At 60.2% G+C, this 22275-nt stretch carries 17 protein-coding genes and 4 pseudogenes; 11 read left to right on the top strand and 10 right to left on the bottom strand.

All coding sequences use genetic code 11. From position 1 onward, the window contains the following. Nucleotides 1–425 precede the first annotated feature (425 nt). Nucleotides 426–1194, bottom strand: a pseudogene (locus tag OKW38_RS06835) (TIGR03118 family protein); the annotation flags it as partial. 107 nt (nucleotides 1195–1301) lie between these two features. Here OKW38_RS06835 and OKW38_RS06830 point away from each other — a divergent pair. Together OKW38_RS06830 and OKW38_RS06825 are read left to right on the top strand one after the other, a co-directional pair. After that, a complete protein-coding gene (locus OKW38_RS06830; RefSeq protein WP_429360642.1) occupies nucleotides 1302–3017 on the top strand; it encodes a phage integrase family protein in 1716 nt (571 codons plus the stop codon). 214 nt (nucleotides 3018–3231) lie between these two features. After that, complete coding sequence (locus OKW38_RS06825) at nucleotides 3232–3501, top strand: DUF1488 family protein (RefSeq protein ID WP_018420601.1); 270 nt, start codon at nucleotides 3232–3234, stop codon at nucleotides 3499–3501. A gap of 790 nt (nucleotides 3502–4291) precedes the next feature. On the opposite strand, the gene OKW38_RS06820 is transcribed toward OKW38_RS06825, so the two are convergent. From OKW38_RS06820 to OKW38_RS06805, 4 genes are all read right to left on the bottom strand, one after another. Further along, entirely contained in the window at nucleotides 4292–4621 is a 330-nt protein-coding gene (locus OKW38_RS06820; RefSeq protein ID WP_429360640.1) for an L-rhamnose mutarotase, read from the bottom strand. A 67-nt stretch (nucleotides 4622–4688) separates the two neighbouring features. Beyond that, complete coding sequence (locus OKW38_RS06815; protein ID WP_429360638.1) at nucleotides 4689–5459, bottom strand: ATP-binding cassette domain-containing protein; 771 nt, start codon at nucleotides 5457–5459, stop codon at nucleotides 4689–4691. Further along, a complete protein-coding gene (locus OKW38_RS06810) occupies nucleotides 5456–6481 on the bottom strand; it encodes an ABC transporter permease subunit (protein WP_429360636.1) in 1026 nt (341 codons plus the stop codon). The genes OKW38_RS06815 and OKW38_RS06810 overlap by 4 nt, the downstream gene beginning before the upstream one ends. A gap of 65 nt (nucleotides 6482–6546) precedes the next feature. Next, nucleotides 6547–7569, bottom strand: coding sequence for an ABC transporter substrate-binding protein (locus OKW38_RS06805; RefSeq protein WP_429360635.1), 1023 nt, complete (start codon nucleotides 7567–7569; stop codon nucleotides 6547–6549). A gap of 304 nt (nucleotides 7570–7873) precedes the next feature. On the opposite strand from OKW38_RS06805, the gene OKW38_RS06800 reads away from it, so the two are divergent. The 9 genes and pseudogenes from OKW38_RS06800 (at nucleotide 7874) to OKW38_RS06760 (ending at nucleotide 17296) form a co-directional block, all read left to right on the top strand. Further along, nucleotides 7874–8728 carry a phytanoyl-CoA dioxygenase family protein gene (locus tag OKW38_RS06800; RefSeq protein ID WP_429360633.1) on the top strand — a complete coding sequence of 285 codons (855 nt, stop codon included), beginning with the start codon at nucleotides 7874–7876 and terminating at the stop codon, nucleotides 8726–8728. Nucleotides 8729–8769: 41 nt separating this feature from the next. Continuing rightward, entirely contained in the window at nucleotides 8770–9915 is a 1146-nt protein-coding gene (locus OKW38_RS06795; RefSeq protein WP_429360632.1) for a LacI family DNA-binding transcriptional regulator, read from the top strand. A gap of 157 nt (nucleotides 9916–10072) precedes the next feature. Continuing rightward, entirely contained in the window at nucleotides 10073–10939 is an 867-nt protein-coding gene (locus OKW38_RS06790) for an amidohydrolase family protein (RefSeq protein WP_429360630.1), read from the top strand. 119 nt (nucleotides 10940–11058) lie between these two features. Further along, complete coding sequence (locus OKW38_RS06785) at nucleotides 11059–12072, top strand: aldo/keto reductase (RefSeq protein WP_429360628.1); 1014 nt, start codon at nucleotides 11059–11061, stop codon at nucleotides 12070–12072. A gap of 47 nt (nucleotides 12073–12119) precedes the next feature. Then, entirely contained in the window at nucleotides 12120–13649 is a 1530-nt protein-coding gene (locus OKW38_RS06780) for a UxaA family hydrolase (RefSeq protein WP_429360627.1), read from the top strand. 19 nt (nucleotides 13650–13668) lie between these two features. Further along, nucleotides 13669–14851 (top strand): annotated as a pseudogene (locus OKW38_RS06775) (fumarylacetoacetate hydrolase family protein). A 59-nt stretch (nucleotides 14852–14910) separates the two neighbouring features. Continuing rightward, nucleotides 14911–15659, top strand: a pseudogene (locus tag OKW38_RS06770) (aldehyde dehydrogenase family protein); the annotation flags it as partial. Nucleotides 15660–15772: 113 nt separating this feature from the next. Further along, nucleotides 15773–16696 carry an IS630 family transposase gene (locus OKW38_RS06765; protein ID WP_429360625.1) on the top strand — a complete coding sequence of 308 codons (924 nt, stop codon included), beginning with the start codon at nucleotides 15773–15775 and terminating at the stop codon, nucleotides 16694–16696. A gap of 177 nt (nucleotides 16697–16873) precedes the next feature. Continuing rightward, on the top strand, nucleotides 16874–17296 hold the full coding sequence (locus tag OKW38_RS06760) for a hypothetical protein (protein ID WP_429360623.1): 423 nt from the start codon (nucleotides 16874–16876) through the stop codon (nucleotides 17294–17296). 374 nt (nucleotides 17297–17670) lie between these two features. On the opposite strand, the pseudogene OKW38_RS06755 reads toward OKW38_RS06760, so the two are convergent. The 5 genes and pseudogenes from OKW38_RS06755 to OKW38_RS06735 all read right to left on the bottom strand — a co-directional run. Then, nucleotides 17671–18177, bottom strand: a pseudogene (locus OKW38_RS06755) (hypothetical protein); the annotation flags it as partial. Between the two features lie 164 nt (nucleotides 18178–18341). Further along, nucleotides 18342–19289 (bottom strand): electron transfer flavoprotein subunit alpha/FixB family protein, encoded by a 948-nt coding sequence (locus tag OKW38_RS06750; RefSeq protein WP_429360622.1) that lies wholly within the window; start codon nucleotides 19287–19289, stop codon nucleotides 18342–18344. Between the two features lie 20 nt (nucleotides 19290–19309). Next, a complete protein-coding gene (locus OKW38_RS06745; RefSeq protein WP_429360620.1) occupies nucleotides 19310–20059 on the bottom strand; it encodes an electron transfer flavoprotein subunit beta/FixA family protein in 750 nt (249 codons plus the stop codon). An 84-nt stretch (nucleotides 20060–20143) separates the two neighbouring features. Continuing rightward, nucleotides 20144–21157: a sugar ABC transporter substrate-binding protein gene (locus OKW38_RS06740; RefSeq protein WP_429360618.1), complete on the bottom strand. Its 1014-nt coding sequence runs from the start codon at nucleotides 21155–21157 to the stop codon at nucleotides 20144–20146. A 28-nt stretch (nucleotides 21158–21185) separates the two neighbouring features. After that, nucleotides 21186–22274: an ABC transporter permease gene (locus OKW38_RS06735; protein WP_429360616.1), complete on the bottom strand. Its 1089-nt coding sequence runs from the start codon at nucleotides 22272–22274 to the stop codon at nucleotides 21186–21188. Nucleotide 22275: the final 1 nt, after the last annotated feature.

Below are 22275 nucleotides of genomic sequence, written 5' to 3'. Positions count from 1 at the left end.
CCTGCCATACCCCATTCTCTCAATACTCACCACCATTATTCACAGCCAGTGGCATGGTGGTGGCGCCGTCATCGGATGGCATGTTGTGCGGGACAGGTGGCACGTTTTGCGTGTCCAGTGCCGCTGTCACGGTCCCTGATCGCCTATCCGCTGCCGCTGCCGCTGCATCGACAGAATGACTCAAGTTTACACCGTTCGATCCAGTTGATAACCAGACTTGTGGGTAAAGCTCAGTGTGGAAGGACGGGAATTGCCGTACCACGAGTCATTCTGGCCTTCAGGCACCACGGAACAATGAACAGCCGGTCACGTCTGGCGAGTTCCGCGACCGGCTGAGGTGAGGTCCTTCGTCTCGAACCTGAATCGATATCGTCAATGGGTCAGCGACATCGCGCTTCTGGAGTTGTCCAGGGGCGCGCTGCCGGTTATTGTCCGTGCTGCCCGGACGCTCGTTCCCTGGAGCCGCTTACTGGAGCGATGATCCCGAAGAGTCCATTTGTCTCCTTGTTAAGGACCTGCCGAGAAATACAGCGTGTCTGGACTCGAATTGCGCCCGCCACCGAGCGTCAGAGTCCACAGACCGTCGATAGCCAGTGGATTGCCGAACTCATTCTCCAACTGATCGACGAACGAGCCGTCATTGTCGAAGACATTGATTCGACCATCGCCGAAGTTGCCAACGAGAATCTTGCCGCTGAAGCGGCCGAACGCAAACGATGCGCGCGTGATACCCCACGGCGAGTCGAGCGTCCCTCAGCTTGCAAAGCGACGCAGCAGGTGGCCGTCGGTATCGAATACGTCGACGAATCCACGACCGCGGGCTGCATCGTCGTCGTGCTTCTGTTTGTCCTGCTTCGCGTAGGTGACGAAAAGATCCCCATCGATGTTCGCGATACCAAAACGGGGCATAGCCGGCTGGGGTGTTCGGGTCGGCGAAGCCACCGTCGGTCGTCGCGGGCGTGAACAGGCCGTCTGAACCGTTCGGCCCGAATACATCGATCCGACCCGAACGGAAGTTCGTCGCAAACAGGAATCCGCCTTGCGCATTCACTCCGAACACCAGCCCCTTGTAGACAGCCCCGTTGGCGGCGGAGGGATTGGACGAGTTATCGACCGCGATCACGGCGTTGTTCGCCGGATTCACCCACCTGCCCAAGCGGAAATCGTGCCATCTTCAGTTGCGAAGAGGAATACGGTCGGGGTATTGGTACCGGCTTTTCTCCGAAATGGAATTCACAATGCATCTATTACGATAAGTTTTCTTATCCTAAGGCGTCTGTTCATGCGCTAAACTTGCATTCATGAAAACGCGCCTCACCCTGCCCTGCGCGCCTGCTGCTGACGCTGAATCCTCTGCATCCGGTTTTCCCGGTGCCGACGAGCTTGCCGTGCTCCGCGCGTGGTACGCCGGCGTGTCCGTGCGGCAGGCCGTGGCGCGTTACCTGCCCTCCGCACTCGGTGACGGGAAATCGGCGCGCGGCGTCCTCGGGCGCATCCGGCGCAGGCTGGTGGACATCGCGCGTGCGGCCCATCGCCACGACCTTGTCGCACTCCTCACTCATCCGGCGGCAGGACGTCAACAGCATGCGAAAGGTGCCGCGCTGGCGATCGACGCTTTGCGCACCGCACGCCCGCGGGAACCGCAGATCGCCGACGACATCGCGCAGTGGTTTTCCCCGCGCGCGGTGCGCGTACTGCACGCGTACGGCATCACGACGCTCGCCGATCTCACCGTGCGCATTCCGCGCCGGCGCCAGTGGTGGAAGGCCGTGCCGGGGCTCGGCACGGCGAGCGCCCGTTCGATCGAGGCGTTCTTCGCCGCCTGGCCCGCGCTCACGGACAGGGCGCGTGGGCTGGTGGTCGCGAGCCAGCGCGGCGACATCGTGCCGTGGGAAACCCTCAAATTGCCGCACGAGGTCGACGGCTCCGCCGGCACGTTCCGCGCACCGCCCGCCACCTGCACGCTCGACGCGTCCAACGACTACGAGGCCGTGCAGACGTGGCTGTCCCTGCACGAGTCGCCCGCCACGCAACGGACCTACCGCAAGGAAGCCGAGCGGCTGATCCTCTGGGCCATCGTCGAACGCGGCCGCGCGCTGTCGTCGCTCACGACCGAAGACGCGATTGCGTACCGGACGTTCCTGCGCCATCCGGCGCCGCGGGGACGCTGGATCGGCCCGGTGCGCCCCCGCACGTCACCGGACTGGCGGCCGTTTAACGGCACCCTCTCGGCGCGCTCGGTCGCGCACGCGCTGTCAATTCTCGGCGCCCTGTTCCGCTGGCTGGTCGAACAGCGCTACGTGCTGGCCAATCCGTTTGCCGGCATCAAGGTGCGCGGCGGCAAGACGGCATCGACGCTCGATGCGTCGCGCGCCTTTACCGACGGGGAATGGGCGCTGGTGCGTACGATGGCCGAGGGGCTGGAATGGTCTCACGGCTGGACGGTTCCGGCCGCGCAGCGCTTACGGTTCCTGCTCGATTTCGGCTTTGCGACGGGTTTGCGCGCGAGTGAGCTGGTCGGCGCGACGCTCGGCCACGTCGAGACGGACGCACGCGGCGAGCACTGGCTGCGGGTCACCGGCAAAGGCGGCAAGGTCGCGCGGGTGGCGCTGCCGCCGCTCGCGTGGGACGCACTAACCCGCTATCTGGCCGGGCGCCAGCTGCCGACTTCTACGGCGCGCTGGCGGCCGGACACACCGGTCATCGGCAGCCTGGACGCGGACAGTAGTGCGGCCATCAGCAGCGTGCGCCTGTGGAGCGTGCTTGAGCGCTTTCTCGTCCTTGCCGCCAGTGCCATCGAAACCGATCACCCACCGCTCGCGGAGAAGCTGCGCCGCGCCAGCCCCCACTGGTTGCGGCACACCCACGCTACCTACGCGCTCGGTCACGGCGCCGAACTTACCACGGTGCGCGACAACCTGCGGCACGCCTCGGTATCGACCACCTCGATCTACCTGCACAGTGACGAGGTTAAGCGCGCGCGGCAGATCAGTGAGGCGTTTACGACCCGGAAGTGAGCGCGACAACCTGCATGACCGACCGGCACGGTGGTTGACCGTTTCCTGATGACGGTTCGATCGCTGGTACAAACCGGCAAGCGGAGCGCGCAATCCTCCGCCCACTTTAGTGATGTCAGGCAGCCAGTGGCCCCATGCCGGCGACCATCGCTGGCATCATCGGAGCGATCGACAGCCTGCTCACTCGCCTACGAGATGACGCCCGGAACGAGCCATGGAAAAACCTGAATTCGAGCCGCAGATTCTGGCAAATCGACAGGGTGTGTCGTTCTGGCTCGTCCGCGGAAACACCACCGTCGAATGCATCGTCACGATTGCAGCGCTGGAGGCCCATTTCTGGCTTGAGCCGCGGGCCGGGGACGCCCGGATCCTGAGGATTTTCCGGGACGGGTACAGCCGCATCCGCGCGATCGCCGAACGGAAGCTACTTGCGCATCCGTGCGTACGCCTGGAACTGACACCCGATGACTTCGAGCGCCCCTGAACAGCGCGGGTGAATCGGGCAGGCTTCTCGAAGCATGAATAATCTGGCCGGCGGCCCTTTTTTGGGCAATGCTGTTGTGGCGGAGCCAAGCCGGCCGCTGCGAGGGCCTGACCGTTAGTTGCGTACACCAACGAATCGGTTTTGATTCTCGGGAACGCGGCACTATCTTTAGCACTTCTTAGCTGGAAAGGAGAATCGGCGGCCGCTGCGGCCTGTACCTATGCGCGAGAGCGCCAGCGCTGCTCCTGCCTGCTCAGCTGGGTGGCGTCCGTCGATGCGGGGAAAGCCCGAACCATAACGTGCTCGAAGAGCCCGTCTCGGAATGGGCACATAGCCCCGCCAACCCACCCTCCGCCGGCGACGAAGCGGCATTTCAGCGGACGGCTAGCTGAGCGGTCGGGCAGCCGGCGGTAATCCGGGAGGACGGCAAGTCGGCCATACCCGACGTTCGGCTGCCGGCGTTTGCAAGGCAGCTCTCAGTCCCATTCCCGACTTTCGCATGTCGACGTTTGCGAATGTCGCACTCTCTGCGGGCGAACGCGTACTCACGACCCACAAGAGCCACTGGGCGGCCCGCTCCGACGGTCCCGTATAGAACCGGAAAGCGACGTTCAGTAAAGCAGCTTTCGACTTTTGCTACGGTCGCCGGTAGCGAACAGGCAGGTGCACAATGGTGACTACGGAGAGGCTTGCGTGACTGCTGCAGGACGCCGAAGCGACGCTACCCGTACCGACATATCGGATGCACAATTTTGTTTCGTGCCTACGGCGATTCTGCAGCTTCGAGCTACTAGTCAATGTGAAATACGTTTTCCATCGTTGCCCAGTGCTCCCCGTTGTTTCGCGACACAAAGGGGATCTGGCATGGGTCTGTCAATTTCCACCACCGTTGTGTCTCGGCATCGGCTGCAATCGCAGCCATATCCGCCTCGAAGTCTGTCCCGACGTATTCCCAGTATCCGAAAAGAAGATTTTCCGGCTCCTTAAGAAATATCGAGTAATTGGTGATATTGGAGCGCTGGAGCCGCTCGACAATCGCTGGCCATGGAACTGCGTGCAGCGCCTTGTATTCGTCGATCTTCTCGGGCTTGACGTGAATGACCATTCCCATTCGTTGCATTGACTGTTCTCCGTGTTTCGCTTGCGTACCCGAAAGGCGGTCTCTCGGGGGCGCACTTTTGTCGTGCTTAGGCTGCAGCCTTCGTAGCGGCGTACTCGTCGCCGACCATCATCTTCACCACCGATTCGCCATCGGTTTCAGTTACCCGCTTTTCTCCCACCGCCTCGCCGCGCCGAAGCACGAAGATCCGATCCGACACACTAAAAATGTCAAGCAGGTTGTGCGAGATTAAAATGACCGAGACGCCTTTTTTCTTCAGCCCAAGGATCAGCTCCATCACCTTTCGCTGTTCGGGTACACCCAAGGCGGCCGTGGGCTCGTCCATGATCAGCACGCGGGCGTTCCAATAAATAGCGCGTCCGATTGCGATAGCCTGACGCTGGCCGCCGGAGAGCATCTTGACCGGACCGTGGATCTTTTTTTCCGGAATGACAATGTCGAGTTGGTCCAGCACCTCGCGTGCGACGCCAGCCATACGCGGGCGGTCGATGGTGCTCACACCGAACCGACGGTTCACCGGCTCACGTCCCAGAAAGATGTTGCTGCCGACGTCGAGATTGTCAGCAAGTGCAAGATCCTGGTAGATCGTTTCGATCCCTTTGGCGCGTGCGTCGTGCGGGTCACGCATGTTAAGAGGTTCTCCATCGAAGATCACCTCGCCCTCGGTGGGCTGATAAACGCCCGAGATGATCTTGATCAACGTCGACTTGCCTGCACCGTTGTCGCCGCACAATGCGACAACCTCTCCCGGGTACACATTCATCGAAACTTTCCTGAGCGCCTCTACGCCGCCGAAGCGAATGGAGACGTTGCGTACTTCAAGTAGCGGTTGGATCATGATTGGACTCCGAGACGTTCCTTGTACTGGTCGATCAACACCGACACGATAATTACAACGCCGACCGCAATGAATTGCCAGAATGCGTCGACGTTAATGAAGACGAGTCCAAACTCGATAACGGCGATGATGAGAGCGCCAATTAACGTGCCAATCAGATTGCCGGTACCACCAAACAGGCTAGCGCCTCCGATCACAACAGCGGCGATTGAATTAAGCAGCATCGGTTCCCCGGCTGTAGCCGAACCGGCCGAAAATCTCGCCGTGTAAACGATGCCCCCAATCGCAGCGAACGCAGCAGCGAGCATATAAATCACGATCTTGTGCCGACGCACATTGATGCCCGCCCGGGCGGTAGACTGCTCGTTGCCACCGACGGCATAGGTATATTGGCCAAAGCGGGTGCGCGACAGGATGAAGTGCATGACAGCCAGCAGCACAACCGTGAGAATCACGGGGTTCCATCCTGAGCCGAGCCATTGGAGACCCGCATTGTCGACCGACACGGTCATGCCGCTGCCTGCCGCGAGAAAGCCGGCACCGCGAGCGATGCCATACATGCCCAGCGTTCCGATAAACGGAGGCACGCGATAACGCGCGACCAGGATCCCGTTGATCGCCCCGGGAATGACCGATACCGCAATAGTCAGCGGCACTGAAAGGCAAAGCGCCCAAGGCGATGCCCCGCCGAGCAATGTGAACTGCGCCGCGCACACTGCGGCGAGGCCCATTACGAATCCGACTGACAGATCGATTCCGGCCGTGACGATAACAAATGTCTGTCCTATTGCCAGAAGCATTGGTGCGCTCGAGGCAAGGGCGATCGACTGTACGTTGTACGCATTAAAGAGAAACGATTTGTGCTGGGCGGTTTGGGACCAGATCTCGAAGAAGAGACAGAGCACTGCGAGGAAAAGCCAGGGCCAGAAGCGGCCGACAAGCTCTCTGTAATCGAGCCCCCTGTTAGCCCACGACGTGCTGGTTGTGGGGGGAAGGCCGGAAAGTGAAGTGGACTTTTGCATCGCAATGGCTCCAGATAAGTCTGTGCAAAGACCGGACGACGGTTTTGAGCCGTCGCCGGTGCAAATCAGTTGGAGTAGATGAATTGCTTGACGTTGGCGTCGTCGATGTTCGTCTTGTCCATTACGACAAAGCCCGTGCTTTTGTCCTTGGGAATCGGCTTGCCACGGATGGCGTCCACCGCATACTTGACACCGTAATAGCCCATGTCGGCCGGCCGTTGCGCGATTGCGTAGTCAACGAGGCCGCTTCTCAGGTCCTTGTCGATACCCGGGACGGCGTCGAAGACGATCACTTTGACCTTGCCGCTCTTCCCGGCCATGTGAATTGCCTCCGACACACCTTTGCCGGAAAACGTGTTGGATGCGAACACGCCGGAAAGATCCGGCTCTCGCGCGAGAACCCCGGACACGTCCGATACCGCCTTATTCGCGTCGTCTTCGCTGTATAACGTTGGCAGAGCCTTGATGTTCGGATACTTCTTCATTTCCTCCTGGAAGCCCTTCACCCGCGCATCGGTACTTGACACACCGGGCTTCAGGCTTTCGCAGAATACAACGCCCTTTTCGCCGATAGACTTCGCCAGCGTCCGCGCTGCGATGCGGCCGCCTTCTTCGTTGTCCGATGCTATGAACGAAAGCGGAAAATCCGCGTTTCCGCTGCCGGTCTGATAACGGCCGGTGCCGATGTAGGTATCCACAGTGATAACCTTGATTCCGGCGTTCTTTGCCTCCGTCAGCGGCTCGATTAGCTGCTGCGCGTCCACGGGAGAAATCAGGATGGCGTCAGGGCGTTTGGCGATAAACGCCTTGAGAATCGGCACCTGCTCCGTCGTGTTCCAGCTCTTTGGCAACTGGAACAGCACCTGGGCGCCGTCTTCCGCCGCCGCTTTCTGAGCGCCGTGGTACATCGTGAAATAGAACGGATCAACCACCCCTGGCAACAGGGCAACAACAGGGTGGTCCTTGTCCGCATACGCTGAGGGTGCGGCCAGCGCCGAGAGCATAAGCGCGCCCATTGCCGCACCGATCACACGACGGCGTGCACGCACAGGGCGCGTTGTGCACAGCGGCTTCGTCAAACTGTTCATGTCTGTCTCCTGTCTCTTCCTGGGTCTGAAAACTCAGTGGTGCCGAGTTCACGGCGAAACGTTTAGCGAAACGTTTCGCTGAATCTAAGGCCTTCTTTGCGCAAAGTCAATTAACATGGGGTAAACATGGATAAAGTGAGTTGACCCGCTGACCGTGGGCGCTGAATTTAAATTGGCATAGGAGAAACCCGAATATATCTAGCGGCTGATGCTTGCTATAAATTCACTCAACGAAACGTTTCGCTAAACGTTTCGCCCGCTAACGAGATGGACGGAGACACGACCCATGTACACGAGACAGGCGATGCATGCACTGCAAATCAACGACACGTTGGCCAGCGAGCAGCTCAAGGAACTGGACGAAAGGGGGTTTTTCGTCGTCGAGAATGTGCTGAGCCCGGACGAGTGCCGCCTGATGGCCCGCGAATTTGAGCGGCTCCATGAAGCCGAGCGCCTCACGGGTGGGCATGAAGTTCACGTCGAGCCTGGCGCGCGCCGCGTGTCGAACATCTTCAACAAGACATCGGTGTTCGATAGGTGCCTGGAACTGCAGCCGGTGCTGGCCACAGCCCACAAGCTGCTCGGTGAGATCAAGGTGCACGGCGCCAACCTCCGCGATCCCGTGAAGGGGTTCGGTCACCAGCAACTGCACGTCGACGTGCCGAAGTACTTCGAAGATGACTGGTGGGTGGTTAATGCCGTCATTCTGTTTGACGACATGACGCTGGATAATGGTCCGACGCGGGTTGTGCCGGGGTCGCACAAATGGGCACCGATTAACGTGCCTGTTGTGAACCAGGGCGACTGGGAGGCCGGCCCCATTTCCGAAGAAGACCGCAAACGGATTCCCGCCGATCTGGACGCGCCATATCCGGGTGAGGTCTATCTGACCGGACGGGCTGGCACCGTCTTCATCATGAACGCGTCGGGATGGCACAGCGGCACACTCAAAAAGAACGACGCAAACCGCCGGGTATTGCATCTCACGTATACTCGACGTGACCTTCCGCAGCAGCTCGTCCAGATCGACCATCTCACCCCGGAACTGTACGAGCGGATGTCGCCTGCCCAGCGGTTCCTGCTCGAAATTGAGCCGCCCCGTACACCGGACGGCATCTTGCGGCAGCCGAAGCGCGAGCACGCGGGATGGTGGAACTGAACCAGTAGGAAGCTCGGGCACAACTGCGTGGCAGGAAAATTATGGCAACAATGAAGGATGTCGCACGTCTTGCGGAAGTAAGTCTGGCTACCGTCTCGGCGGTCCTGTCTGGATCGACCTACGTGAGTCCAGACCTGACGCAGCGCGTGCACGTCGCAGTCAAGGCGTTGGGTTACGCTCCGAACACAGTCGCGAGCAGCCTGAAAAAGGGCACCACCAAGCTATTGGGCCTGGTCGTTCCGGACATCACGAACCCATTCTTCACCGAGTTCGTCCATTCCATCCAGAAGCGCGCTCACGCCCTGGGCTACTCTGTTCTGTTATTCGACAGCGATCGGGATCTTGAACAGGAGCGCGCCTATCTGCGCATGCTCCGCGCCCATCTGGCCGTCGGCACGATCCTTTGTGCATCGGCACCGGAGGAAGCCTACGACAAGGTCTGCTCGGAGATCGGCATCATGCCTGTTGTGGCGGTCGACCATGTGGTCTGCCCCAATGAATGGGATTCGGTTGCTCTTGATAACGTTGCCGCTGCACGCCTTGCAGTACAGCACATCCTGGAATTTGGCCACCGGCGCGTCGCAATCATCTCCGGTCCGCAGAACCTGCTGCCTGGTCGTGATCGCTTGCGCGGCTTCGCCCAGGCGATCGCAGCTGCGAATCTGCCGGTCAATCCCGATTACGTGCGTCAAGGCGCATTCGTTGAGCACGGCGCCTACACGGCAGCGCTTGAGCTAATGGACCTGCCGGAGCCGCCGTCAGCCATCTTCGTGGCCAATAACCAGATGCTGATTGGCACGATGCGGGCGTTGGCGGAAAAGCATTTCGCATGTCCTACGGACGTATCAGTTACCGCGATAGACGATTTCCCTTGGGCGAACGCTTTCTCTCCCGCACTGACCACCGTACGGCAGCCCGTCGACGCGATGGCCGAAGCGGCGCTCAACATGCTGCTCGAGCGCATCAGGGGAGACGAACGAAGCCCTCGGCATATGGTCTTTCCGCCGGAACTAATCGTGCGTCAATCGTGCAGCAGCCCGCTGGCGAGCGGCAACGCGGAAAGCGAACGCGCCGGCCGAATTGCAAGCGTGAGGGCACGCGAGAATTCAGACAAAAAGTCGCGCGTTAAAAAAACGGATACAGCGGGAACGGAAGAAAATATCGATATTCCGACGGCTGCCCGCTGACTGGCGAACATATTCACGCCTGGCGCCCCAGGCAAAGCTGACGGCTGACAGTGATCATCGCATCGGTCATGCGATATCAGAATGATTAGGATACCGAAATGCACAACACCATTGCTTCTTTAGAAAATCGATGTGGTAATTGGGAAAAGGACTGGTCATGAAGGTTGATGCACATCAGCACTTCTGGACGATTGCGCGAAGCGACTACGGCTGGCTCACACCCGAACTCCCTCTACTATGGCGAGACTTCTTCTCAGCAGACCTCGCGCCGCTTGCGCAGGCAGCGGGCGTTGACAAGACCGTTGTCGTACAGGCCGCACCGACGATGGAGGAGACGCTGTATCTGCTGAAGCTTGTTGCCAACGAGCCGCTCGTTGGCGGTGTCGTGGGCTGGGTTCCAATGCTTGACCCCGACGCCGCAAGCTTCATCGAAGAGCTGGGTCGTGAGCCAAAGTTCAAGGGCGTCAGACCCATGCTGCAGGATCTGCCGGACGACGACTGGATTGCAAATCCCGGATTAGACCCGGCTGTCGACGCACTGGTCACGCACGGCTTGGCTTTCGACGCGCTGGTGTACGTGCGACATCTGCCATATCTCGCCAAGTTTGCAGCACGACACCCGGAACTGCGGATTGTCATCGATCACGTTGCCAAACCTTATCTGCCCAACGATCAGGGAGTCGCACGAACGAACGCCGGTGCGCGTGTAGGGGAAGACTGGATTGAGTGGACTCACTGGATGGGCGAATTCGCCGGGATGAAAAACGTCCTGTGCAAATTCTCCGGCATGGTCACCGAGGCACCTCCGGGCTATACCGACGATGCGTTCTCGCCGTACTTCGCTTTTCTGCTGTCGCAATTTGGACCTCAGCGCCTGATGTGGGGGAGCGACTGGCCGGTCCTGAATCTGAACGGGGATTACGCGTCGTGGCACGCGTGCGTCGAGCGACTGGCCTCCAGTCTCGGCAAAGAAGACCGGGCGGCGATCTTTGGAGAGACAGCCCGCTCATTTTACCGGCTGTGAGATAAGGCCCGCGCCGTGTGACCGGAATCAGCGGGCAGCGTGTTATCCGCACCGCGTCGGTCAATGATGGACGACGCTCGCCTTGCGCTCGGCGCGGCGAATCGATTGCGAAGGACAAAATGGAAATCCAGAAACGACTATTCCGGCCAGTAAATGGTGGGACTTTTCCGAGCCCGATGGGCTTCGGAGGCGCGCCTCTCGGCAACCTATTTTCAGTCGTGCCCGACCAGCTCGCAGAGGAAACGATACGGGCCGCGTGGGAAAGTGGAGTCCGATATTTCGACACGGCACCCTTCTACGGCACCGGCCTGTCAGAGCGGCGCCTGGGTCAGATACTTCGCGAGATGCCGCGCGACGACCTCATTCTGTCGACGAAAGTCGGCAGGCTGCTCGTCCGGGATGATTCGGTGCCGTCTATGCGGCATGGCTATGTCAATGGCTTGCCTTTTCGCGTCGAGTACGACTATTCATCCGATGGCGCATATCGATCCATTGAGGATAGCCTGAAGCGCCTGGGCGTTGACCGGATCGACGCCGTGTACATCCACGATATAGCCGAAGACACGCACGGCTCCGATTGGGAAAGGCAATACCGCATCGCTATCGACGGCGCAGCTCGGGCGCTTTCTGACATGCGCGCACAAGGCATGATCCAGTCGTGGGGCTTGGGCGTCAACCGGGTTGAACCGTGTGTCAGGGCTCTGACTGACTCGGACCCCGACATCTTCCTGCTCGCGGGTCGTTACACCTTGCTGGATACGACGGCCCTAAAGAGTCTGATCCCTGCTTGCATCCAGTGCGACGCGAAGCTGGTGATCGGGGGCCCCTATAACTCCGGCCTTCTTGCTGGAGGCACAACGTTCGAATACAGCACCGCACCGAGAGAAATGGTTGAAATGGCTTCCCGGATGGCAGCGCGCTGCGCTGAATTTGGCGTGAGCCTCAAGGCCGCGGCGTTGCAATTCTGCAGCGCCCCCGGGCCTGTTTGCGCAGTAATTGCAGGGGCACGAAATCCTGGCGAGGTTCATGAGAATGTGAAAGAAATGTCCGTGCACATTCCATCAGGCCTCTGGCAAGCGCTGAAACACGATGGCCTGATCCCGGAGCACGCGCCCGAACCCACGCCGCGATAGACGCTTCGACGCGCCCCGCACTACACGATTAAATGATCGGAGACAGTATGGAAACCTCAACAGCGGCCGCAGATATCACCGTGCGACTGCATCCCGATGACGATGTGGTCATCGCGCGGCAGCAGCTTGTGGGTGGCACGACGGTGGACGGTGGCCGCGTAACGGTCCGAGGGCTGGTGGCGCCCGGTCACAAGGTCGCCTCACGTGCCCTCCAGCAAGGCGAGCCAGTTCGACGGTACGGGCAGATCATCGGCTTTGCCTCTTGCGACATCGCCTGCGGCGACCACGTCCACACTCATAACCTGTCGATGGGCAGCTTCGACCGCGACTATGCGTTTGGGAAAAACGCGAAGCCGGCGCCTGTCGCGAGCCATGCGAACTTCATGGGCATCGTTCGTCCTAACGGACGCGTCGCGACACGCAACTACATCGGCATTCTTACGTCCGTCAACTGTTCCGCGACCGTTGCACGTGCCATTGCGGACCACTTCAAACCCGAAGCGCTACGAAACTATCCGAACGTGGATGGAGTGGTTGCCCTCACGCATGGACAGGGCTGCGCGATCGACTCACAGGGCGAAGGTCTGGCACTGATCCGTCGAACGCTCGGTGGGTATGCACGACATCCTAATTTTGCGGCGGTGCTCATCATCGGACTCGGCTGCGAAACCAACCAGATTGGCGGCCTCCTCGAGAGCCAGGGTCTTGAGGCGGGCACCGCGCTGAAGGTCATGACCATTCAGGCCACCGGCGGCACATCCCGCACAGTGGCAGCTGGCATTGAGGCAGTGCAGGCGCTGCTGCCGGAAGCCAATCGTGTGAAACGGGAGGCCGTCGACGCAAGTAATCTCGTCGTCGGTTTGCAGTGCGGCGGGTCCGACGGCTATTCGGGTATCTCAGCGAATCCCGCGCTTGGTGCTGCAGTCGACCGTCTTGTTGCCCACGGCGGCGTTGCGATTCTGTCCGAAACACCGGAAATATACGGCGCCGAGCACCTGCTCACGCGCCGCGCAATTTCACGCGAGGTCGGAGAAAAGCTGATCGAGCGCATCCATTGGTGGGAAAGATATTGTGCACGCATGGGCGCAGACCTGAACAACAACCCGTCGGCGGGTAATAAGGCAGGTGGCCTGACGACGATCTTCGAAAAGTCATTGGGCGCTGTAGCCAAGTGCGGTACGACGAACCTGGTTGACGTGTACCGCTATGCGGAGCCGGTGTCGGCACACGGCTTGGTCTTTATGGACACCCCGGGCTATGACCCCGTCTCGGCAACGGGCCAGGTAGCAGGCGGAGCCAACCTGATCTGCTTTACAACGGGGCGCGGCTCCGCGTACGGCTGCGCACCCTCCCCTTCGTTGAAACTGGGCACCAACAGCGAACTTTGGCGCAGGCAGGAAGAGGATATAGACCTGAACTGCGGAGAGATCCTTGACGGAACGAAGAGCGTCGATGAAATGGGCCAGCAAATTTTCGAACTCATGCTGGCAGCCGCATCGGGCATGCGATCAAAGAGTGAGCTTCACGGCTACGGACAGAATGAGTTCCTACCCTGGCAGATCGGCGCGATCACCTGACCTTCACACAGAGAACATCATGAATACATCAACCCAGTCCAACTGGCTGCCGTCTGATCTCGATTCAGCGCTCCTCGTCGGCCGTATGTGGCGACAAACCGCAGCGGGCGAAGGCCCATGCGTGATCGCTATCCGTAAGGGAGAGGTCTTTGATATTTCGGCGTACGCACCGACGATGGCGGACCTACTCGATCGCGACGACCGCGTGCAAATCGCAAGCCAGGCGCCGGGAGAAGCGCTGGGGCCTGTCAAACAGCTCCTGACGCAGACCCACGCGGCCCGCGCTTCCGGCAAGCAATATATTCTCGCGCCATGTGACCTGCAGGCTATCAAGGCATGGCGTCACCTTCGCCGTAAGTCTCATCGAACGCGTGATCGAGGAAGAGGCCGGCGGCGGCCGCGACAAGGCGGCTGACGTGCGAGAAAACATCACCGCACTGATCGGCACCGATCTGTCAAAAATCCGCCCGGGCTCTGATGCCGCGGCAAGGCTGAAGGAAGAGCTGCTGCGGCGCGGTGCGTGGTCGCAATACATGGAAGTCGGCCTTGGCCCGGACGCCGAGGTCTTCACCAAGTCACAACCAATGTCGGCCGTCGGCTTCGGCGCCCCCATCGGACTGTTGCCTTCGTCGGCCTGGAATAACCCGGAGCCCGAGATCGTTCTGGCCGTCGATAGCAAGAGTGAGCCGGTAGGCGCCACGCTTGGTAACGACGTCAACCTGCGCGATATCGAAGGACGCTCTGCGTTGCTGCTCGGCAAATGCAAGGACAACAACGGCTCCTGCGCGATTGGCCCTTTCATCCGCCTTTTCGATGGCAACTTCACTCTCGACACGGTGCGTCAGACGAGCGTGTCACTGCGTGTGGAAGGCACTGACGACGATTTCGTGCTCGAAGGTGCGAGTCACATGAGCCAGATCAGCCGCGACCCGGCGGATCTCGTCGTGCAGACCCATGGCGATCACCATCAGTATCCGGATGGATTCATGCTCTTCCTCGGCACCATGTTTTCGCCAATCATGGATCGGGATGCCCCGGGGTCCGGCTTTACCCACCATCTCGGTGACGTCGTGACGATCTCCGCACCGCCCCTTGGTGCTCTCGTTAACACGGTTGGTTTGTGCACGGACACCCCCCCGTGGAGCTTCGGTGTTCGTGCGCTGTACCGCAATCTCATCAGCCGGGGGCTAACAGGCCCTTGACCTGTGTCGTAGCGCCTGTCGTCTTCACATTGGCACCTGATCATTTTAAGACCACAAATATGACTCGATTCGATAATTTCATTGGCGGAGAGTGGACAACGTCCACCGCTTATTCCCGCAATGTCAGCCCATCCGACACCGATGACGTGATCGGTGAATTCGCCCACGCTGACGCGCAGCAGGCGCACGTCGAATCGGCGCGGCGCGGCAAGCGTTTCCGAAGTGGTCGCAAACGACGCCCCAGCAGCGGTTTGATGTTCTCGACCAGTCGGGTACGAGTCTTCTCGCCCGCAAGCATGAACTCGGACGCCTGCTCGCGCGCGAAGAGGGCAAGACGTTGGCGGAAGCCGTCGGCGAGGTAACGCGCGCAGGACAGGTTTTCAAATTTTTCGCCGGCGAGGCTCTGCGTGTCGGCGGTGAGATCCTCCCGTCACTGCGCCCCGGCTTGGCCGTGGAAGTGACGCGCGAGCCCGTCGGCGTGGTTGGTCTCGTCACACCATGGAACTTTCCTATTGCGATACCGGCGTGGAAGACGGCACCAGCTCTTGCTTTCGGCAATTGCGTCATTTTCAAGCCGGCAGAACTCGTTCCTGGAAGTGCCTGGGAACTGATGAAGATTCTGCAGGAAGCTGGCCTGCCACCCGGGGTGGCCAACCTCGTCATGGGAGCGGGGTCCGTTGTTGGCGAGGCGCTCGTACAATCGCCCGACGTTGATGCTATCAGCTTCACGGGTTCAGTTGCGACGGGCAAATCCATTGCGACAAATTGCATTGCGACTGGCAAGAAGTTTCAACTGGAAATGGGTGGGCTTAGGGGGGCGAGAGGCGCGAGGACGACGGCCGGCAGCTTTCACATGCAACGCTTGAAGAGATCCGTATTCGGGCGGTCAAGCGCGTCGAAGCTGGCGAGTCGCCGGAGGACGTGATCCGCATGCTCGGATTCTCGAGGGCGCGTATTTACGAGTGGTTGGCGGCCTGGCGTGAAGGGGGGATCGAGGCGTTACGAGCCAAGGTAATCCCTGGTCGACCGATGAAGCTCTCGTCCGAGGCTATCCGCTTCGTCTATCAGACGGTCACAACGAAGAACCCCATGCAGATGAAGTTCGAGCTTGCATTGTGGACGCGAGACATGGTGCGGGAGTTGATTCGCGAACATTTCAACGTCAAGCTCTCCCAGGTGTCGGTCGGTCGACTGCTGCGCAAGCTCGGGCTTTTACCCCAGCGTCCGCTTGCGCGTGCGTACCAACGCGACCCTGAACTGGTCGAGTCGTGGATGCGCGACGAATACCCGGCCATTGCCGGGCAGGCCAAACGCTACGGGGCACAGATCTTCTTCGTCGACGAATCGACGGTGCGATCGGACTATCACAGCGGCACGACCTGGGCACCGGTCGGTCAAACACCGGTAGTCGAAGTCACTGGCGCGCGCTTTAAGGTGAACCTGATCTCAGCGATCAGCCCGCGTGGCCAACTTCAATTCATGTGTTTCGAAGGCAGCTTCAAGATCTCCGTGTACGTCGACTTCGTCAAACGACTGATGCTCACCGCCGATGCGCCTGTCTTCCTGATTGCCGATGGTCATCCGGTACATCGTTGCAAAGCGATCCGGCAGCTTGCCGCGGAATCGAATGGTCGCCTTTGTCTGTTCTTCCTTCCTGCTTACTCCCCAGACCTGAACCCGGACGAGTTGGTATGGGGTTATCTCAAACATCACAAGATCGGCATTGCCATCAAAGGTCCCGGGCATCTCAAGCAGCGAGTTCGAGCGGTTCTGCGCTCGTTGCAGAAGATTCCAGCCTTGGTCCGATCCATGTTTCAACATCCGTCAGTCCGCTACGCGGCTTGACCCATGTCCGGTTACTTTGTTTCGGCTTAGTAAGATACTCGGACGTAGCCAGGCCGAATTGCTGCACGCTCCAGCCGAAAAGCAGTTCGTAACTGGCGACCAGCCTGTAGCACAATTCAACGCGGACGCTCGACCCGAAGAATCGGGCTCACGAGGGGGCTCGCCGATCCCGATACGGTGACAACGCTGCCTCTGTCGAGCAAGCTGGCAGTCGTCCTATCCAACAACGGACGAGCCAAAGGGCAACGTGCCCGCGGTGCGGAGCCCGCGGAAGTCGACGAGATCAATCGACGAACAATTATCATGTCCAGTGACCGGCTATTTGCTCGCTCGATTGACGACTCGATCTGCCAGCTTCTAATGCGATACGGGCATTGCACGGCGGGTGCCGAGTTCGGGGTCACTCGCACTCCAGACGGCGTCTCCCACCATGTCCTGCGTATGCTGCCCGTGATGGACCAGCGCCTGTATGAGCCACTCGGCGCACGGCAGGCGTTCATGCCAATTGCCTCTCGTCCGCGCGAGCTACGTCTCAACGGCGGCGCCGTCTACCGTATGGTCACCGCACACATTAACTTGCCGAACGACCGCAAATCATGAGGCGCGCAAATGGGCAAACCGAGGGCGTCCATGTACGGGCGTTCGTTGAGCGCCGGTACGCCAGGGTGCGAACGTCGGCTTATCGGCCCTATGTAAAGCTTACATAAGGCCGATGAAGCAACTTTGGCCCTCGGGAATCGGATGACCGTTTGCTGGGCGGAGCCGACATATGAGTGTCCGAGCGACGGCACGGACGAATGACCCTTCCTGGCCGATCACTGCCTCATGCAATCGGCATACATCGCTCGAACTTCACAAGGCAGCGATCGGCGGCACGCGGACCCTCTACAGCCGTTCGTTCTCTCCTCTATCGAACGGCCGGTTCCAGCTACAAGGGGCATTCGCGCTCAGGTTGGACGCCGGACGCTCGGCCACCGATAGCCTGCGTCGAAAGCCTTCGGAACATAGAAGCGGGTAAAGCTCCATTCGCTGCCTTCCGGATAAGCCGTGTGGTCGTATCCATTCAGACATGTGGCGACATCCTCGGCGTTGCGAATGCCGTAAAACGATAGCTCCTCGACCATCAGGCGTGCGACGATCGGCGTCTTGCCAGCAATCTGAAGCGCGGTCTTCTGTGAAAGCAATTCCTGCTGACCGACGAGAAACGTGAACAGCTTGATCTGCTCCCGGTCGAGCGCGTCGTGCACGTCGCGCAGCCACTCGTATTCGTTTTCGTTGTACCGCTGCGCCTCGTCTCAAACGATTGCCCGCGGCTTGCCGATCCGCGACGGCCCGTAGATGAGCGCACCCATGATGCGATAGCGCAGGCACCGGACAACGAACTCGTAAAACGCCTCGATCACCGGCGTCGCAATACCGTAGTTGCCGGTGACGAGCGGGTGCAATGACGGGTCGATCGGACGTGGTATCTGGGGCGACATGTTGAAGTCTGGCGGTCCTCGCACGTTGCGCCGCTCACAGCAAGGATCGCCGATTTTCGGGCTTTGGCTGCCTAAAAATCCATATCGATCAATGGTTTCCGAAGCCGCCGATTGTTCATGGCGCTTGTCCAAGGCGCGTCTCGCCCAAGCGGCTAGCCCCTGTTCTAGCCAAGTTCCGCCGTCAGTTCGGGAATCAACGTGAACAGGTCGCCGACGAGGCCATAATTCGCGACGCTAAAAATTGGCGCTTCCGGGTCCTTGTTGATCGCGACGATCACCTTCGAGTCCTTCATCCCGGCCAGATGCTGGATCGCACCCGAGATGCCGATGGCCACGTATAGCTGCGGCGCGACGATCTTGCCCGTCTGCCCCACCTGGTAGTCGTTCGGCACGAAGCCGGCGTCGACTGCCGCGCGCGAGGCGCCGAGCGCCGCACCGAGCTTGTCCGCCAGCGGCTCGAGCACCTTCATGTAGTTCTCGCCGCTGCCCAGCCCCCGGCCGCCTGACACGATGATCGATGCCGAGGTCAGTTCCGGACGGTCCAGCTTCGTCACCTCGCGGCTCACGAACTGCGAGATGCCCTGATCTGCAGCGGCTTCGATCTTCTCGACCGTCGCGCCGCCGCCTTCGGCTGCGACAGGGTCGAAGCCCGTCGTGCGCACCGTGATCGCCTTGATCTGGTCCGTCGACTGCACCGTGGAGATCGCGTTGCCCGCGTAGATCGGACGCCCGAACGTGTCCGGGCTATCGACTGCGGTAATGTCGCTGATCTGCGCGACATCGAGCTTCGCGGCGATGCGCGGCGCGATGTTCTTGCCGTATGCTGTCGCAGGCGCGAAGACGTGCGAGTAGCCCTTCAAGGGGTCTTGCACGAGCGTCAGCACCGTCGCTTCGACGTTTTCCGCCAAGCCTTCGGCCAGTTGCGGCGCGTCGGCCAGCAGCACCTTCGCCACACCCGCGATCTTCGCCGCAGCCTCCGCCGCGCCCTGCGCGTTGTGACCGGCAACCAGCACGTGAATGTCGCCACCGATCTTTGCCGCTGCCGCGACCGTGTTCAGCGTTGCCGCCTTGATCGATGCGTTGTCGTGTTCCGCAATTGCCAGAATCGTCATCTCTTCCGTCTCCGCGTCTCTTACAGCACCTTGGCTTCGGTGTTCAGCTTCTCGACCAGCGTCTTCACGTCCGGCACCATCACGCCGGCACTGCGCTTGGGCGGCTCGACCACCTTCAGCGTCTTCAGGCGCGGCGTGACGTCCACTCCAAGGTCTTCGGGCTTGAGCGTCTCCAGCGGCTTCTTCTTCGCCTTCATGATGTTGGGCAGCGTCACATAACGTGGCTCGTTCAGGCGCAGGTCGGTGGTCACCACCGCCGGCAGCGTCAGCGACAGCGTTTCCGCACCGCCGTCCACTTCGCGCGCGACCGTCGCCTTACCATCGGCGATCGTCACTTTCGAGGCGAACGTGGCTTGGGGCAGGTTCGCCAGTGCGGCGAGCATCTGGCCTGTCTGGTTCGAGTCGTCGTCGATCGCCTGCTTGCCAAGGATGACGAGCTGCGGCTGCTCCTTTTCGACCACCGCCTTCAAGAGCTTGGCCACCGCCAGCGGCTGCAGCTTTTCGTTCGACTCGATTTGGATCGCGCGGTCCGCGCCGATCGCGAGCGCCGTACGCAGCGTTTCCTGACACTGCGTGACGCCGCACGACACCGCGATGACCTCCGTCGCCACGCCCACTTCTCTCAGGCGCACCGCCTCTTCCACCGCAATCTCGTCGAACGGGTTCATCGACATCTTCACATTCGCAATGTCGACGCCCGTGCCGTCCGACTTCACCCGGACCTTCACGTTGTAGTCGACTACGCGCTTGACTGGCACTAAGATTTTCATCTGCATTTCCTATCAGCTAGTCACATCCGAGGCAGGGCGGGCCTTCCTTGAGTGGCTGCCGCGCCTCTTTGCCCCACTGCCGAGCTATTTCTTCCTTCCAAAATTTCCCCACAGTGTCGGGTCGTCGACATTGGCCTTCGTGATCAGGACCGGTTCGATGTGCGTCGATTTGGGGTATGGCTTGCCCTGAAAATCGGCGATGATCGCATCGACGATGTCAGATCCCATCGCAACAGGATTCTGGCCGACTGAGGCGTCCTGTGTGCCCGCACGAATGCGATCGAGCGCCAGCGGCGTGCCGTCAAGTCCGACGATGAACAAGTGCCCCGGCTTGCCCGCAGGTACGAGCCTGTTCGTCTGACGCAATGCGGAAATCACGCCGCGCACCATTTCGTCGTTGTGGCTGAAGATGCCCTTGATGTTCGGGTCCTGGGTCAATGCGTCCAGCACCATCTTGTAGGCATTGTCGGCATTCCATTCGGTATTGAGTGACTTGACCTTGATGTTGGGATACTTCGACTTCATGCGATCGATGAACCCTTGATGCCGCGCCTGCGCCTGAGCGGAATCAACCGAGCCGCGAAGTTCCAGCACAGTGCCCTTGTCACCCACCAGTTTGGCCACCGTATCGGCTCCCATCGCACCGCCGGCCTGGTTGTCGAACTCGACCAGAGCATCGTATTTGCCTTCGGGCGGCGCATTTTCCATCATGAAGACGGGAACGTTGTTGGCGTTCGCTTGCTTGACCCCGGCCGTGATCAGCTTCGCATCCACCGGGTCGACCAGCAGTGCATCCGGCTTCCTGCTCACCGCGTCGAGCGCCTGAGTCATCTGCAGGTTTGGATCGCCCTTGCCATCGACAGTCTCGAGGTTGACGCCCGAATCTTTTGCCCGCTTCCTGATGCCATCCACCATGGCGACCTGGTATTCGAACTGGAGCCCGAACGTAACGTATTGAACGCTTTTGCCTTTGGCGGTTGGCACGGCGGCGATCGCGCCGGCCGGAGCGGAAAGACCGCCCGCGATCAGGGTAGCGGCGGCGATGGCGACGCCGCGTTCCAGTATGGTGCGGCGGCTGATTGAACGAAGAGGTTTCATGGGTTGTCTCCTTTTGATCCACTGTCTGTCAGGCATGCTGCGGGTTCTGCTTGTCATCGTGCTCTTGCTCACTCGCTTTCTTGTTCACGAGCAAGCGCTTCTTCAATCCGGCTTCGACATACCGTCGGCGATAAACGTCAAGCGAGGCCGCTATGGCGATAACGGCGCCGCTCACGACGTAGTCGTAATTAGCAGGCACGTTGAGCAGATTGATTGCGTTTTGCACGAGTCCAAGCAACAGAACGCCCAGCAGCACCGCGCCCATTTTTCCTTCGCCCCCGAACAGGCTGACGCCGCCGATCACGACAGCCGAGATCACGGTGAGTTCATAGCCGAACCCTGCGGTTGCCGCACCGGCTTCGAGTCGTGCCGTGATCATGAGCCCGCCGAGCGCCGCTGCGATACCCGAGATGACGTACGCCAGAACGACCACGCGATTCGTACGGATGCCGGCCAGCCGTGCTGCGACCGCATTGCCCCCTGTCGCATAGATGGAGCGACCGAAGCGGGTTCGGCTCAGCACGAAGTGAGCGACGACGAATAGCGCCAGCACCAGCACAATGACAACCGGGATGCCGAACACGCGCGCTGCCTGGATGTCGAGATACACATCCGGAACCGGTGCAATGTTGCGACCGTCGGAAAAGATGTAGGCGATACCGCGCGCAATGCTCATCATCGCGAGCGTGGCGATCAGCGCCGGAATCCGGATCGCCGTTACGGCCAACCCATTAAGCAGTCCTATGAGTGCGCCCAACGCCAGGGAGATAAGCGCGGCCATGCCCACCGGCATTCCGAACTTGAGCGGAAGTCCGACACATAGCACCGATGAAAGCGCGAGCACTGCGCCGACGGAAAGGTCAATGCCCGCGACCAGCACGACAAAAGCCTGACCGATTGCCACGACTGCGATGATGGTCGATGAGTACAGCAGATTCTCGATATTCATGCGCGTGAAAAACACGGGGCTCAACAAGCCGAGCACAACCGCGCCGATCAAGATGACAACGAGCAGTCCCAGGTCCTGGATTGCGTCCAGCAGGGAGAGTCGCTTGGTTGTCGCGCCGCGGCCCAGCACAGGCACCGCTTGAGTTAAGGTTTGGGGTTCCTGATTCATT

Origin of the sequence: Paraburkholderia sp. MM5496-R1 (genome assembly GCF_050436205.1) — a bacterium.
Classification (GTDB): Bacteria; Pseudomonadota; Gammaproteobacteria; order Burkholderiales; family Burkholderiaceae; genus Paraburkholderia; species Paraburkholderia tuberum.
Note: the sequence above shows the minus strand (reverse complement) of the source record. Positions and strands in the feature narration are given on the sequence as shown.

Bases quoted from the DNA above. Each gene is read 5' to 3' on its own strand.
- OKW38_RS06780 (WP_429360627.1), top strand. From the start codon at position 12,120: ATGGAAACCTCAACAGCGGCCGCAGATATCACCGTGCGACTGCATCCC.
- OKW38_RS06790 (WP_429360630.1), top strand. From the start codon at position 10,073: ATGAAGGTTGATGCACATCAGCACTTCTGGACGATTGCGCGAAGCGAC.
- OKW38_RS06800 (WP_429360633.1), top strand. From the start codon at position 7,874: ATGCATGCACTGCAAATCAACGACACGTTGGCCAGCGAGCAGCTCAAG.
- OKW38_RS06740 (WP_429360618.1), bottom strand. From the start codon at position 21,157: ATGAAACCTCTTCGTTCAATCAGCCGCCGCACCATACTGGAACGCGGC.
- OKW38_RS06820 (WP_429360640.1), bottom strand. From the start codon at position 4,621: ATGCAACGAATGGGAATGGTCATTCACGTCAAGCCCGAGAAGATCGAC.
- OKW38_RS06830 (WP_429360642.1), top strand. From the start codon at position 1,302: ATGAAAACGCGCCTCACCCTGCCCTGCGCGCCTGCTGCTGACGCTGAA.
- OKW38_RS06810 (WP_429360636.1), bottom strand. From the start codon at position 6,481: ATGCAAAAGTCCACTTCACTTTCCGGCCTTCCCCCCACAACCAGCACG.
- OKW38_RS06805 (WP_429360635.1), bottom strand. From the start codon at position 7,569: ATGAACAGTTTGACGAAGCCGCTGTGCACAACGCGCCCTGTGCGTGCA.
- OKW38_RS06815 (WP_429360638.1), bottom strand. From the start codon at position 5,459: ATGATCCAACCGCTACTTGAAGTACGCAACGTCTCCATTCGCTTCGGC.
- OKW38_RS06745 (WP_429360620.1), bottom strand. From the start codon at position 20,059: ATGAAAATCTTAGTGCCAGTCAAGCGCGTAGTCGACTACAACGTGAAG.
- OKW38_RS06785 (WP_429360628.1), top strand. From the start codon at position 11,059: ATGGAAATCCAGAAACGACTATTCCGGCCAGTAAATGGTGGGACTTTT.
- OKW38_RS06825 (WP_018420601.1), top strand. From the start codon at position 3,232: ATGGAAAAACCTGAATTCGAGCCGCAGATTCTGGCAAATCGACAGGGT.
- OKW38_RS06735 (WP_429360616.1), bottom strand. From the start codon at position 22,274: ATGAATCAGGAACCCCAAACCTTAACTCAAGCGGTGCCTGTGCTGGGC.
- OKW38_RS06795 (WP_429360632.1), top strand. From the start codon at position 8,770: ATGGCAACAATGAAGGATGTCGCACGTCTTGCGGAAGTAAGTCTGGCT.
- OKW38_RS06750 (WP_429360622.1), bottom strand. From the start codon at position 19,289: ATGACGATTCTGGCAATTGCGGAACACGACAACGCATCGATCAAGGCG.